The organism is Actinomycetospora chlora, assembly GCF_039542135.1.
GTDB lineage: Bacteria > Actinomycetota > Actinomycetes > Mycobacteriales > Pseudonocardiaceae > Actinomycetospora > Actinomycetospora chlora.
Genome location: NZ_BAABHO010000018.1, coordinates 71,902 through 84,853, shown reverse-complemented (window position 1 = coordinate 84,853; position 12,952 = coordinate 71,902). Strand labels below are relative to the sequence as shown.

The window sequence follows — 12,952 nt, the reverse complement described above, 5'->3', positions numbered from 1 at the left end:
GTCTCCTCCTAGCTGGGCGTGAACTCGAGGGGCAGACGACCCGGGGCGCGCGTGAACACCCCGGTCTCGGGCGGCGCCTCACCACCGGCGAAGCGGATGTCGGTCATGGCGTCGAGCAGGTCGTTGACGCCGACCTCGATCTCGAACAGCGAGAGCAGGGCGCCGACGCAGAAGTGCCGGCCCAGGCAGAAGGCGAGGTGGTCGGCCGCGGCGGAGAACGCGCGGGAGTGGTCGAGGTCGGCGCGCAGGACGTCGAACGTGTCCGGCCGGTCGAACCGGCGGTCGTCGCGGTTGGCCGCGCCGATGAGGCAGGTGACCGTGCGCCCGGCCTCGACCACCCCGCCCGAGAGCTCCACGTCCTCCGACGGCTGGCGCATGATCATGTGGACGGGCGGCGACCAGCGCAGCGTCTCGGCGAACGCGGCGGGGATGAGGGCGCGGTCGTCGCGCACGGCCTCGAGCTGCTCGGGGTGCGCGACGAGGTCGGCCATGAGGCTCGTGATCGCCTTGTCCGTGGTCTCGCCGCCGGCGGTCAGCAGCAGGCTGCAGAACGCCTTGATCTCCTCGTCGGTCATCGACTCGCCGTCGATCTCGGCGGCGCAGAGCGTCGAGAGGAGGTCGTCGCCCGGGTGCTCGCGGCGCTCCCGGATGCGCGGGATCATGTAGGCCTCGAACTCGGCCTTCGTGCGCAGGCCGTCCGCCGCCACGGCCTCGTCGCCCGCGAGGTTCCCGAGGAACCCCATGATCGACGTGTACCAGCCGTGGAACCGGTCGTGGTCCTCGCGCGGCAGGCCGAGCATGTCGACGATGACGTTGATCGGGAACCGCGTCGCGTAGGCGTCCACGAGGTCGACCTGCCCGTCGGCGCGGAAGGCGTCGATGAGCTCGCGCGAGTTCCGCCGGATCGTCGGCCCGAACTGCTCCTGCAGCGCCTTCCCGCGGAAGGCGGGCGCCACGAGCGCGCGGTGCGTGGAGTGCTCGCGGCCCTCCATCTGCAGGATCGTGCGTCCGTGCACGGGCTCGAGCTGCCAGGCGTAGTTCTCGCTCGTGAAGACCGGGTCCTTGAACGCCCGCTGCACGTCGTCGTAGCGGGAGATGACGTAGGTCTGCATGGCGTCGTGCCACACCAGCGGGAACTCGTCGCGCAGCAGCCGGTACGCCGCGTAGGGGTCGCGGGCGAACTCCGGCGACAGGATGTCCGGCGGTTCGAGCCGTGCGAGTCGAGCCGTCATGGGTCCCCCGACCTGGGCAGACGTCAGCGTCCGCGTACCTACCGATCGTTTGGTACGCGGGGGGAGACTAGCATCACAGCACCGCGGGTCAAGGCCGCTCGCAGCCGCGCCCGCCTCGCCCGCGCCTCGCCCCCGCTCAGTGATCACCAGGTCGAAAGGCACCTCGGGAGGCCCTCTCCGGGTGCGTTTCGACCTGGTGATCACGACGAGGGGACCGCGAGCTCGCGGGCACGACGCGCGAGCGCGATCCGCAGGCGGAGCAGGAAGCCCCACGGGTCGACGAACAGGTCGTGGGCGGTGATCGGGAGGACCAGCCAGCCCGCGGCCGCGAGCTCGGTGGAGCGCACGGCGTCGCGTCGCCACTGCGCCTTGTCGACCCGGTGGTGGTCGCCCTGGTACTCGAGGGCGGTCCGCAGCCCGCGCCACCCGAGGTCGACGCGCCCGACGAAACGGCCGCCGTCGTCGCACACGACGAGCTGGGGTATCGGCTCCGGGATGCCGTCCGCGCCGCGGAGAAGCAGGCGCGTGCGCGTCTCCGGCGGCGATTCGGCCCGGGCGTCGGCGTCCCCCACGACGGCCACGAGCCGCCGGCGGCCGCGCGGGTTGTCGCGCCGGACGGGGACGTCGAGCAGCTCGGCCGGGCCGAAGCCGAACGCGTGGGCCAGCGCGTCCACCGCGATGACGCCCTCGACGTGCGGGCCCCGCGACCCGAGGTCGAGCGCGGTCCGCAGGGGCGAGGTCACCGGGACCCCGTCGACGAGCTCGACCTCGTGCTCACCGAGCACGTCCTGGCGCAGCACCTTCCCCGCACGGGCGCGCCGCAGGTGTCGCGGACCGACGACGAGCTCGATCGGGCGTTCGCCCCCCGGCACCGCGTCGACCCCGTACACGACGACCGCCGACCACCCCCCGACGACGGCGCCGGGCAACTCGAGCGCGGCGGCCACGATCCGCATGCGGTCGTCGACCGTCGCGCTCGCCGCCACGCACGTGTCGCGGCCCAGCTCGCGGAAGCCGGGGCCGCGAAGACGGCGCCGCGTGGTCAGGCCCGCCGCGATCGCGCGCGAGCCGCGGAAGGGTTCGTCGAGGTCCACACGGTGTTGGAGTGTCGCGGGCCTCGTGCGGTTCCCTCGTCACCCCGCAGCCGTGATCAGCAGTCCGAAAAGCACCTCCCGTACCCCTGCAGAGGTGCTTTTCGACCTGCTGATCATGGGGCCGGGAGGGGGTCGGAGCGCGCTCAGGCCCGGAGGGGGGCGATGACCTGCTCGGCGAAGCGGAGCACCGGGTCCGTCGACGGCGGGTTGCCGAAGTCCATGACGAAGTGGTCGACGCCCACGTCGCGCTTCGCCGCGAGCTCGGAGACCAGACGCTCGGAGTCCTCGTCGGTCTCGGGCAGCGCGCGCTCGAGGGTCACCGACACCTCGATCGCGTCGGGGTCGCGGCCGGCCTCCTCGGCGGAGCGGCGCACGATGTCGCGGCGGCGGGTGAAGTCGTCCGCCTCGCCCTTGAACGGGCCGTTCCACATGTCCGCCAGCCGCCCGACCATCGGCAGGCCGATCTTCTCGCCGGCCGCGCCGATGCAGACGCGCGGCGGCGGGTCGGTCAGCGGCGGGGCCGCGGCGCCGTCGATGCGGTAGTGGCGGCCCTCGAACGACGGGTCGGCCTCGGTCCACATCCGCCGGCAGATCGTGATCGCCTCCTCGAGCTGGGCGAAGCGCACCGACGGCCGCGGGAAGTCGTAGCCGTAGGCCTCGTACTCGGGCTCGCGCCAGCCGGCGCCGATGCCCAGCACGAACCGTCCGCCGGAGAGGTACTGCAGCGTCGCGGCCATCTTCGCCAGCAGCGGCGGGTGACGGTAGCCGACGCCGAGCACGTGGTGGCAGAGGTCGACGCCCTCGTGCCGGGCCGCGAGCCAGGTCAGCGTCGTCCACGCCTCGAGGAACGGGTCGGTCTTCTGGTCGAAGCCGTAGAAGTGGTCGGCGATCCAGAGCGAGTCGAAGTGCGGCAGCGCCGTGGGGAGGATCGCGGTGTCCTGGTCGGCGGCGATGGGGCGGTGGTCGCTGAAGCGGTTCCCGATCACCGGGGAGAGCCAGCCGAACTTGGGGGTGGTCGCCACGACGGCATCATCCCCGACCGCTTGACCGCGGGCACGGCCGCTTGCCACGCTCTCGAACGGTCGTTTGGTAGACGGGAGGCCGGGGTGGCGAAGTACGACGTCGTGGTCATCGGGGCCGGCGCGGCGGGGCTCACGGCAGCGTCGCTGCTCGCCGTCGAGGGCAAGAGCGTCTGCCTGCTCGAACGCTCCCCCCACCTCGGCGGGCGGGGCATGGCCGTGCCCGACGAGGGGTTCACGGTCAACGTCGGCGGCCACCTCATCGAGGACCCGGGCTCCGGGCTGACCAAGGTCTTCGAGCACGTCGGCAAGACGCTGCAGCACGGCGAGGTCTCCGCCGAGATGCCCGTGTGGGACCACGAGAAGGGCCGCTGGGGCTCGATCCGCGACCGCTACTCGGGCAGCAAGGGCGAGCTCAAGAAGGTCATCAAGGCCCTCCTGAACACGGAGTGGGACGAGCTCGACCGGTGGGACGACCGGCCGCTGCGGCAGTGGCTCCACCAGCACACCGACGACCAGGGCGTCGTCGACCTCTTCGAGTTCATCACCGTCCTCGAGTGCATGACCGACCACTGGTGGGACCACTCCGCCAGCGACAACCTCTTCGTGCGCAAGATGCACTTCGCCGAGCGCGGCACCGCCGCCTACTCGTGCTGGCCCGGCCAGGGCTGGGACGGCATGTGGGCCGACCTCGCCGACGCGTTCACGGCGGCCGGCGGCGATCTCAGACTCAGCACCCCCGTCGAGCGCGTCGTCGTCGAGGACGGCGTGACGAAGGGCGTCGCCATCGCGCGCCAGCCGCGCGTGCTGCCCAACGAGTTCTTCGAGGAGGAGATCCTCGAGGCCGACCACGTCATCTGCACGCTGCCGGTCTGGCACGTGCTGAACGTCGTCGACGAGTCCGACCTGCCCGACTGGTACGCCGAGCAGATCAAGTTCCTCGCCCAGGACAAGTTCCGCATCGCCTGGATCGGGCTCTACCTCGCCACCGAGGAGCCCGTGCACCAGATCGACCCGCGCGAGCTCTCCACCTGGCTCAAGACCCCGAACACCGAGCTGTCGGGCTTCATGTTCAACCAGACGGCGATGGACCCGACGTGCTCGCCGGAGGGCACGCAGCTGCACGTCATGGGCGGCATCTTCCCCGGCGAGAAGGGGCGCGACCGGGCCTGGCTGCGCCGCCAGACCGAGCAGTTCGAGGCCGACGTCGCGCAGATGTGGCCCGGGTTCGCGAAGACCGTCTGGCGCCGTCGCCACCTCGTGTTCGAGCCGAGCTTCGGCGTGATCCAGAAGCCCGGGCTGGTCGGCGCCTACCGGCCGCACTGGAACCCGCCGCGCCCCGAGGGCCTGTGGTTCGCCGGCGAGACGTTCCGCAGCCGCGGCATCGGCACCGACCGGGCCGCCCGCGCCGCCCTGACCGTCGTCGAGGAGTACCTCGGCCGGCGGCTCGCGACGTTCGGCGACGGGTGGCGCTACTGATGGCGCCCCCGATCGAGCTGGGCGTTCCCGGTCAGATCATGCCGCCGGCGTCCGCGGCGGTGAAGTTCGCGCAGCGCAGCGAGGCCGAGGGGTTCGACGCCGTCTGGTGGCCCGACCACCTCATGGGCTGGCACCCCGACTCGATGTGGACCCCCGACCTCACCCCGCTCGCCGAGCACCAGCCCAACCCGCACGTCTACTTCGACCCCGCCGTGATGATGGGCGTCGTCGGGGCCGCGACCGAGCGCATCCGCGTCGGGGTCTGCGTCACCGACCTCATCCGCCGCCACCCCGCGATGGCCGCGCAGACCGCGCTCACCCTCGACCACGTGACCCAGGGCCGCGCGATCATCGGCCTGGGCAGCGGCGAGCAGCTCAACGCGACGCCCTACGGCATGCCGTTCGACCGCCCGGTGGCGCGGCTCGAGGAGGGCATCGACGTGATGCGCCTGCTCATGACCGCCGACGGCCCCGTCGACCACGACGGCCGCTTCCACCACCTCGACAAGGCGGTCCTCGGCCTGCAGCCCTACGGCGCGCGGCCGCCCGAGATCTGGGCCGCCGCCCACGGCCCCCGGATGCTGCGCCTCACCGGCCGCAAGGCCGACGGCTGGCTGCCCACCAAGCTCGGCCCCGCCGAGTACGGCGACGCGCTGACGACGATCCGGCAGGCCGCCGACCAGGAGGGACGCGACCCGGACGCGATCACCCCGGGCATGCTCGGCTACGTCCTCATGGGTCCCGACGCCGAGACCGTGCAGCGCCTGACCGAGGCCCCGCTGGTGCGCGCGCTCTGCGTGCTGCTGCCGGCGCAGGTGTTCCGCGACCTCGGTGTCGAGGGCCCGTATCCGGACGGCAGCGGGTTCCACGACTTCATCCCCACCGCCATCGACCGCGCCGAGTCGCTGCGGATCATCGACGCGATCCCGCCCGCGGTCGTGCGCCACTACGCGTTCTGCGGCACGCCCGACGAGGTCGCCGAGCAGGTCGAGGAGTACGCCGCGCAGGGCCTGCGCCACCTCGTCATGTGGAACATCACCGCGTTCGGCGACCCGTCGCTCGCGCGCTGGTCGTTCGGCGCGATGTCGGAGCTGCGGAAGCGGCTCGCGTCGTGACCCCGGACCCGGTCGAGCGCTACTTCGCCGCGGTCAACGCCGAGGACTGGGCCGCGATCCGCGACGTCTTCGCCCCCGACGCCGAGCTGCGCACCGTCGGCGCCCCGACGCGCCGCGGCGTCGACGAGATCGCCGCGCACTTCCCGGCGGTCCTCGCCGCGCTGCCCGTGCACCACGACGAGCCGACGCGCGTCGTCGCCGCGGGCACCGTCGTCACCGTCGAGATCCGGTTCGAGGGCCGGACGGCGGCCGGCGCGCCCGTCGCGTTCGACGCCGTCGACGTCTTCGACCTCACCCCGGACGGGACGGCGATCGCGAAGCTCTCCACCTGGTACGACACGGCCGCGGTCGCGCGCATGGTCCGATGACGATCCTGCGCGGCCTGGGCGTCACGCTGCCCGTCGACGAGGGCCTGTCGGCCGGGCAGTACCTCGACCTCGCCCGGCTGGCCGAGGACGCCGGCTGCACCGACGTGCTCGTCGGCGAGGTCGCGGGCCCCGAGGTCTTCGCGATGCTCGGCATGATCGCCGCGTCGACCCGCCGCATCCGGCTCGGCAGCGGGATCGTCGGCGTCTACCCGCGCACCGCCGTGACCACCGCGCTGGGCTTCACGACGCTCGCCTCGCTCGCCCCGGGCCGCGTGCTCGCCGGGCTCGGCGCGTCCAGCCCGATCATCGTCGAGCAGTGGCACGGCCTCGGGTTCGACGCGCCCCGCGCCCGCCTCGAGGAGTACGTGGCCGCGCTGCGGACCGTCTTCCGCGGGGAGCGCACTGCCCTCGACGGCGCGCACGTGCGCTCGCACGGCTTCCGCGCGGCGATGGCGCCCGTCGACGTCCCGATCCTCGTCGCCGCGATGAACCCGCGGATGCTGCGGCTCGCCGGCGCGATCGCCGACGTCGCGTTCCTGACCTGGACGCCGCCCGACGAGTACGGCCCGAAGATCGCGCTGGTCCGCGAGGGCGCGCGGGCGGCCGGGCGGGACCCGGACGAGGTCGGGATCGCCGCGTCGTTCTGGGCCTACGCCGGGGACCGCGTCGACGAGGCCCGAGAGCGCCTGCGCCGCTTCGTGCTGCAGTACGCGATGGTGCCGACCCACCGGCCGTCGTTCCGCGGGAGCTTCGCCGGGCTCGACGAGGCCGTGGACGCGTGGGGGGCCGGTGACCGGCGGGCGGCGCTGCGGGCGGTCGACGACGACGCCGTCGCGGCGATGTGCGCGCTGGGCTCCGGCGACGACGTGGCCCGGCGGGTGGCGGCGCTCCGGGCGGCCGGGGTCGACCTGCCGGTCGCGCTGACGCCGGGCGCCGTGCCGGGCGACCCCGAGGGGCCCGCGCAGACCATCGAACGCCTGACGGTGGCGGAGGTGCACACGTGAGCGCGATGCCGGACCTGCCGCCCGACGTCGGCGTGCTGCGGATGGACCACGTCGCCGTGGCCGTCCGCGACCTGCGGGCGGGTGCCGCGCTGTTCGGCGGCGCGCTCGGCGGACGGTTCCTCTTCGGCGGCGACAGCGACGACCAGGGCATCCGCATCGCCCAGTTCGCCCTGCCCGGCGGGATGAAGATCGAGCTGATCACGCCGCTGCACGACGACGCCCCGGTCGCGCGGTTCCTGGCGCGCCGTGGGGAGGGCGTGCACCACCTCACGCTGCTCGTCGAGGACGTCGAGGTGGCCGTGGCGCGCCTGACCGGCCTCGACTACGAGGTCGTCGACGTGGACCTGGCCAGCAGGCACTGGCGCGAGGCGTTCGTCCGCCCGCGCACGGCGTTCGGCACCCTGCTGCAGCTCGCGGACACGACGATCCGCTGGGACGAGCCCGCCACCTCGGCCATCACCCTCGACGACGTGCTCGCCGGCCGGGTCGTGTTCAGCGACGACGAGCGCGCCGTGCTGCGCACCGACTGAGGCCTACTCCCAGGTCTGCCGGCGCTTGTACTGCGCCATGATCTCGGCCGGCAGCGGGCCGCTGGCCGGGACGGGCAGGCCCTTCTGGCGGGCCCACATCCGGGCCGACTCCACGAGGCCGTGGACGTTGCCCTGCCGCGGCGGCTCGTCGGCGTCGTGCCGCTCCCGCGGGATGGTCGGTTCGCGCTCCACGTCGGACATCGAGACACCTCCGATGGGCTCCGTCGCCCACCTCGAGGTTACCCACGTCACAGTCGGGCCCACACCCCGGACCGCTGGGTGGACCGGGACCCTGGTCGCACCGCCACCCGGTCGCGCACGATGAGGTCCATGGACGTCGCGGTGATCGGTGGCAGCGCGGGCGGGCTCGCGACGGCCCTCGTGCTGGCGCGGGCGGGGCACCGGGTGACCGTGCTCGAGCGCGAGGACCTCACCCCGGCGCCCGACCTCGAGACCGCGGCGGCGCACGCGGGGCGCCCGACCGCGCCGCAGATCGTGCAGCCGCACGTCTTCCTGCCCGGCACGCGCGCGCTCATGGAGCGCCTGCTGCCCGACGTGCTCGCCGCCTTCCGCGCGGCCGGGGCCCGGGACGCGCCGCTCACCTCGCAGATGCCGGCCTCGCTGACCGACCGCGACCCCGTCGACGGCGACGACGAGCTGCTGCCGGTCATGAGCCGCCGCGCGACCTACGACTGGGTGCTCGGGCGCATCGCCGCGGCCGAGCCCGGTGTGGAGATCCGCTCCGGCGTCACCGTCACGGGGCTGCTGGCCGACCCGGGTGAGCCGCCCCACGTGCGCGGGGTGCGCACCGACCACGGGGACGTCGACGCCGACCTCGTCGTGGACGCCGCCGGGCGTCGCACCGCGGTCGACCGCTGGCTCGACGGCATCGGCGCGGCCCGCAGCACCGTCGAGTCGGCGCCGTGCGGGCTGGCCTACATCAGCCGCCAGTACCGCATGCGCGAGGGCGCCCCGCTCCCCGGGCCGGACACCGCGCGCGTCGTCATGGGCCTCGACGAGTTCCTCATCGGCATCTGGGCCGGCGACAACCGCACCGCGCAGATCGTGCTCGCCCCGCTCGCGTCCGACCGGCGCTTCCGCACCGCGCACGAACCCGAGGTCTTCGAGCGGACCGTGCGCACCGTCCCCTACTACGCCGCGTGGCTCGACGTCCTCGACCCGATCTCCGACGTCGCGGTCATGGGCGGGCTGCACAACACGTTCCGCCGGCTCGTCGTCGACGGGCGCCCGGTCGCCACCGGCCTGCTCGCGGTCGGCGACGCCGTCTGCACGACGAACCCGACGTTCGGGCGCGGCATCGGGGTCGCGCTGCGCACCATCGGCGACCTCGCCGAGGTCCTCGCCGAGCACCCCGACGACCCGATGGCCGCGAGCCTCGCGATGGACCGCGCGGTCGTCGAGCACGTCCGGCCCTGGTACCTCGACCAGGCCACCTCCGACGCCGCCCGCCTCGCGGTCCTGCGGCACAGCGTGCTCGGCGAGCCCGCCCCGCCCCCGCCGTCCGGCGATGGCGAGCGGGTCTCGTTCGCGGAGCTGCGGCGGGCCTCGCTGGTCGACCCGCTCGCGTTCCGGGCGGTCACGCGGATCATGGGGATGGTCGGCGAGCCGGAGAAGCTCTACACCGACCCCGACGTCGTCGCCGCCACCCGCGCCGCCCTGGCCCGCGGCGGCGCGGCCATGGCCCAGCCCTCGCGCGCCGAGCTCGAGGCGGCCCTCACCTGACGGCCGGGGCCCGACGACCCACGAGCCCGATATGAGCCCACTGCGAGGATCACGGGGTGGACGTCGCGCTCGAGATCGGGCTGGTACTGCTGTTCGTGCTCGTCGGCGGCTTCTTCGCCGCGGCCGAGATCGCCCTGGTGTCCCTGCGCAGCGGCCAGGTCACCGCGCTGGCCGGGCGGGGACGGCGGGGCCGAGCGGTGGCCCGCCTGCGCGCCGACTCCAACCGCTTCCTGTCCGCGGTGCAGATCGGCGTGACGTTCACCGGCTTCTTCGCCTCCAGCTACGGCGGGGCCACGCTCGCGGGCCGCCTGCAGCCGGGGCTGACGGGGATCGGGCTGCCGGTGGCGCTCAGCGCGACGCTCGCCCTGGTGGTCGTCACCGCGCTCGTGTCGTACCTGTCGCTGGTGGCCGGCGAGCTCGTCCCCAAGCGGCTGGCGCTGCAGGAGCCCGAGCGGGTCTCGCTGGCGACGGCCCCGGCGCTCGACCGGCTCGCCTCGCTCACGCGGCCGCTGATCTGGCTGCTGTCGCGCTCGACGAACGCCGTGGTGCGCGTGCTGGGCGTCGACCCGAAGCACACCGAGGACGAGGTCAGCGTCGCCGAGCTGCGCGACATGGTGCGCACCACGAGCACGCTCACCGACGAGGAACGGCGCCTGCTCGACGACGCCTTCTCCGCCACCGACCGCCTGCTGTCCGAGGTGATGGTCCCGCGCACGGAGGTCGCGTTCCTGGCCGCCGACGACACCGTCGCCGACGCCGTCGCGGACGTCGGGGACCGCCCGCACTCCCGCTACCCGGTGATCGGCGAGTCGGCCGACGACGTCGTCGGGGTGGTCCACGTCCGGGACCTGTTCACCGCCCGGCCCGGGCCCGACGGCACGCCGCCGACGCTGCGCGACCTCGCCCGCCGGGTGACGGTGCTGCCGGGCAGCAAGCCCGTGCTGGAGACCCTGACGCTGCTGCGCCACGGCGGCGGGCACCTCGCCGTGGTCATCGACGAGTACGGCGGCACCGACGGCATCGTGACGATCGAGGACCTCGTCGAGGAGATCGTCGGCGAGATCCCCGCCGAGTACGCCCCCGCCCCGGCCCCCACGGGCGACGACGGCGTCCACGAGGTCGACGGGCTGCTGCACCGCACCGACGTCGAGGAGCAGACCGGGATCGCCCTGCCCGAGGGCCCGTTCGACACGCTCGGCGGCTTCGTCCTGCACCTCCTGGGCCGCACGCCCGAGGTCGGCGACGCCGTCGAGGACCTCGACCACCGCTTCACGGTCGTGGCCCTCGACGGCCTGCGCGTCGAGCGGGTGCGGGTGACACCGCTCTAGATCTCCAGACCCTTCGGCGGCCCGGCCAGCGCCTCCTTGAGCGCCCGGCTCGGGGCGTCGACGAGCACCTCCTCCTCGCCGGCGGCCACTGCGTCGAGGATGCGGTCGGCGACGGTCCACGCGTCGATCTTGGGCACGTCGAGGTGGGCGACCATGTCGGTGTCCATGAAGCCGAGGTGCACGCCGATCACCTGCGTGCCCTGCGCCCGCAGCTCGGCGCGCGCGGTGTTGGTCAGCGACCACGCCGCCGCCTTCGTCGCCGAGTACCCGGCCGCCCCCGGCATCGCCGCCCACGACAGCGCGGACAGCACGGTCACCGCCGTGCCCCCGCCGCGGCGGGCGAGCACCGGGGCGAAGGCCCGCAGCACGGACACCGGCCCCCAGAAGTTGGTCTCCATCTCCGCCCGGGCGCGCTCCGGGTCGCCGGTGAGCAGCGACCCCGACCCGGACACCCCGGCGTTGTTGACCACGAGGTCGACGTCGCCGGCCCGCTCGGCGGCCGCGCGCACCGACGCGAGGTCGGTCACGTCGAGGCGCAGCGGCACGACGCGGGGGTCCTTCACCGCCGGGTGGGTGAGGCTCTGCGGGTCGTGCGCGGCGGCGTAGACCGTGGCCGCCCCGCGGGCCAGCAGGCCCTCGACGAGCTCGGCGCCCAGCCCGCGGTTGGCCCCGGTGACCAGGGCGTTCGCTCCCGAGATGATCATCGGTCGATCCTCTCCACGATCGTGGCGTTGGCGGTGCCGCCGGCCTCGCACATGGTCTGCAGGCCGTAGCGCCCACCGGTCTGCTCGAGGACACCGAGCAGGGTGGTGGCGAGCCGGGCGCCGCTCGCGCCCAGCGGGTGGCCGATCGCGATCGCGCCGCCGTTGCGGTTGACCCGCGCCGGGTCGGCACCGGTCTCGGCGAGCCAGGCCAGGACCACCGACGCGAAGGCCTCGTTGACCTCGAACGCGTCGATGTCTCCCAGCGCGAGCCCGGCGCGGGCGAGCACCTTCGCGGTCGCCGGGATGATCCCGGTGAGCATGAGGACGGGGTCGTCGCCGGTGACCGTGGCGGTGTGCACCCGGGCGCGCGGGGTCCAGCCGTGGGCGGCCGCGACCTCGGACGTGGTCACGAGCAGCGCGGCGGCGCCGTCGTCGACCGGGCTGGCGTTGCCGGCGGTCACCGTCCAGTCGATCGGGCCGAACCGCTCGGTCCAGTGCGGGTCGGCGAAGGCGGGGCGCAGGCCCGCGAGCGCCTCGGCGGTGGTGCCCGGCCGGACCGTCTCGTCGGTCTCGAGCTGCCCGACCGCGCCGTCGGCGCGGGCGGCCTTGAGCGGCGCGACCTCGGCGGCGAAGCGGCCGTCGGCCCACGCCGCGGCGGCCTTCTGGTGGCTGGCCAGCGCGAACTCGTCGAGCTGCGTGCGCGCGAAGCCCCAGCGGCGGGCGATGAGCTCGGCGCTGACGCCCTGCGGGATGAGCCCCGGCGCGTAGCGGGCGGTGACCGACGGGCCGGTGACGTCCTGGCGCACGCCGTCGACGAGCGTCTGGCTGCCGATCGGGATGCGCGACATCGACTCGGTGCCCGACGCGATCGCGATGTCGTACGCCCCGGCCACGACGCCCTGCGCGGCGAAGGACAGCGCCTGCTGGCTGGAGCCGCACTGCCGGTCGACCGTCGTGCCCGGCACCGACTCGGGGAAGCCCGCGGCCAGCGCCGCGAACCGGGTGGTGTTCCCGCTCTGCTCGCCGACCTGCCCGACCGCGCCGCCGATGACGTCGTCGACCTCGACGGGATCGAGCCCCGTCCGGTCGACCAGCGCCCGCAGCACGTGCGCGTGCAGCTCCACCGGGTGCACCCCGGCGTACGCCCCGTCCCGCTTGCCCTTGGCGAGCGGGGTGCGCACGGCGTCGACGATGACCGCGTCCCTCATGGCTCCTCCTGGTGCTATACCGATCGGTCCCGGACCGATCGGTCCCGATCCTGCGCCGCGCCGGGGACCCCGTCAACGCCGGGTGCGCCAGGTCACCGGCGGGACGGTGGCGGGCGGGAGCAGGATGG

The 12,952-nt window shown here is 74.3% G+C and carries 13 protein-coding genes; 7 read left to right on the top strand and 6 right to left on the bottom strand.

Going from position 1 to position 12,952, the window contains the following annotated elements; all coding sequences use genetic code 11:
- Positions 1 to 8 precede the first annotated feature (8 nt).
- The 3 genes from ABD994_RS13390 to ABD994_RS13380 all read right to left on the bottom strand — a co-directional run bounded on the left by ABD994_RS13390 (position 9) and on the right by ABD994_RS13380 (position 3,348).
- Complete coding sequence (locus ABD994_RS13390) at positions 9 to 1,232, bottom strand: cytochrome P450 (protein WP_345415073.1); 1,224 nt, start codon at positions 1,230 to 1,232, stop codon at positions 9 to 11.
- 200 nt (positions 1,233 to 1,432) lie between these two features.
- Positions 1,433 to 2,326, bottom strand: a complete 894-nt coding sequence (locus ABD994_RS13385; protein WP_345415071.1) for an endonuclease domain-containing protein — start codon at positions 2,324 to 2,326, stop codon at positions 1,433 to 1,435.
- 143 nt (positions 2,327 to 2,469) lie between these two features.
- Positions 2,470 to 3,348 (bottom strand): LLM class flavin-dependent oxidoreductase, encoded by an 879-nt coding sequence (locus tag ABD994_RS13380; protein ID WP_345415069.1) that lies wholly within the window; start codon positions 3,346 to 3,348, stop codon positions 2,470 to 2,472.
- A gap of 84 nt (positions 3,349 to 3,432) precedes the next feature.
- Here ABD994_RS13380 and ABD994_RS13375 point away from each other — a divergent pair, with 84 nt between their 5' ends.
- Genes ABD994_RS13375 through ABD994_RS13355 form a run of 5 tightly spaced genes read left to right on the top strand, consistent with a single transcriptional unit; the run spans position 3,433 to position 7,841 of the window.
- Positions 3,433 to 4,824 (top strand): phytoene desaturase family protein, encoded by a 1,392-nt coding sequence (locus ABD994_RS13375; protein WP_345415067.1) that lies wholly within the window; start codon positions 3,433 to 3,435, stop codon positions 4,822 to 4,824.
- On the top strand, positions 4,824 to 5,939 hold the full coding sequence (locus tag ABD994_RS13370; RefSeq protein ID WP_345415065.1) for an LLM class flavin-dependent oxidoreductase: 1,116 nt from the start codon (positions 4,824 to 4,826) through the stop codon (positions 5,937 to 5,939). The genes ABD994_RS13375 and ABD994_RS13370 overlap by 1 nt, the downstream gene beginning before the upstream one ends.
- Positions 5,936 to 6,307, top strand: a complete 372-nt coding sequence (locus tag ABD994_RS13365; protein ID WP_345415063.1) for a nuclear transport factor 2 family protein — start codon at positions 5,936 to 5,938, stop codon at positions 6,305 to 6,307. The genes ABD994_RS13370 and ABD994_RS13365 overlap by 4 nt, the downstream gene beginning before the upstream one ends.
- Positions 6,304 to 7,311, top strand: coding sequence for an LLM class flavin-dependent oxidoreductase (locus tag ABD994_RS13360; protein ID WP_345415061.1), 1,008 nt, complete (start codon positions 6,304 to 6,306; stop codon positions 7,309 to 7,311). The genes ABD994_RS13365 and ABD994_RS13360 overlap by 4 nt, the downstream gene beginning before the upstream one ends.
- Before the next feature lie 5 nt (positions 7,312 to 7,316).
- On the top strand, positions 7,317 to 7,841 hold the full coding sequence (locus tag ABD994_RS13355) for a VOC family protein (protein ID WP_345415111.1): 525 nt from the start codon (positions 7,317 to 7,319) through the stop codon (positions 7,839 to 7,841).
- Positions 7,842 to 7,844: 3 nt separating this feature from the next.
- Here ABD994_RS13355 and ABD994_RS13350 read toward each other — a convergent pair whose 3' ends face one another.
- A complete protein-coding gene (locus ABD994_RS13350; RefSeq protein ID WP_345415059.1) occupies positions 7,845 to 8,042 on the bottom strand; it encodes an Lsr2 family DNA-binding protein in 198 nt (65 codons plus the stop codon).
- 129 nt (positions 8,043 to 8,171) lie between these two features.
- Here ABD994_RS13350 and ABD994_RS13345 point away from each other — a divergent pair, with 129 nt between their 5' ends.
- Both ABD994_RS13345 and ABD994_RS13340 read left to right on the top strand, forming a co-directional pair.
- On the top strand, positions 8,172 to 9,584 hold the full coding sequence (locus tag ABD994_RS13345; protein ID WP_345415057.1) for an NAD(P)/FAD-dependent oxidoreductase: 1,413 nt from the start codon (positions 8,172 to 8,174) through the stop codon (positions 9,582 to 9,584).
- Positions 9,585 to 9,640: 56 nt separating this feature from the next.
- Complete coding sequence (locus ABD994_RS13340; RefSeq protein ID WP_345415055.1) at positions 9,641 to 10,912, top strand: hemolysin family protein; 1,272 nt, start codon at positions 9,641 to 9,643, stop codon at positions 10,910 to 10,912.
- Here the strand turns inward: ABD994_RS13340 and ABD994_RS13335 are convergent.
- The gene (locus ABD994_RS13335; protein ID WP_345415053.1) at positions 10,909 to 11,616 is read right to left on the bottom strand and encodes an SDR family oxidoreductase; all 708 of its coding nucleotides are present in this window, start codon (positions 11,614 to 11,616) and stop codon (positions 10,909 to 10,911) included. The two genes, ABD994_RS13340 and ABD994_RS13335, sit on opposite strands and share 4 nt — an antisense overlap.
- Positions 11,613 to 12,824 carry a thiolase family protein gene (locus ABD994_RS13330; RefSeq protein ID WP_345415051.1) on the bottom strand — a complete coding sequence of 404 codons (1,212 nt, stop codon included), beginning with the start codon at positions 12,822 to 12,824 and terminating at the stop codon, positions 11,613 to 11,615. The genes ABD994_RS13335 and ABD994_RS13330 overlap by 4 nt, the downstream gene beginning before the upstream one ends.
- Between the last annotated feature and the right edge of the window lie 128 nt (positions 12,825 to 12,952).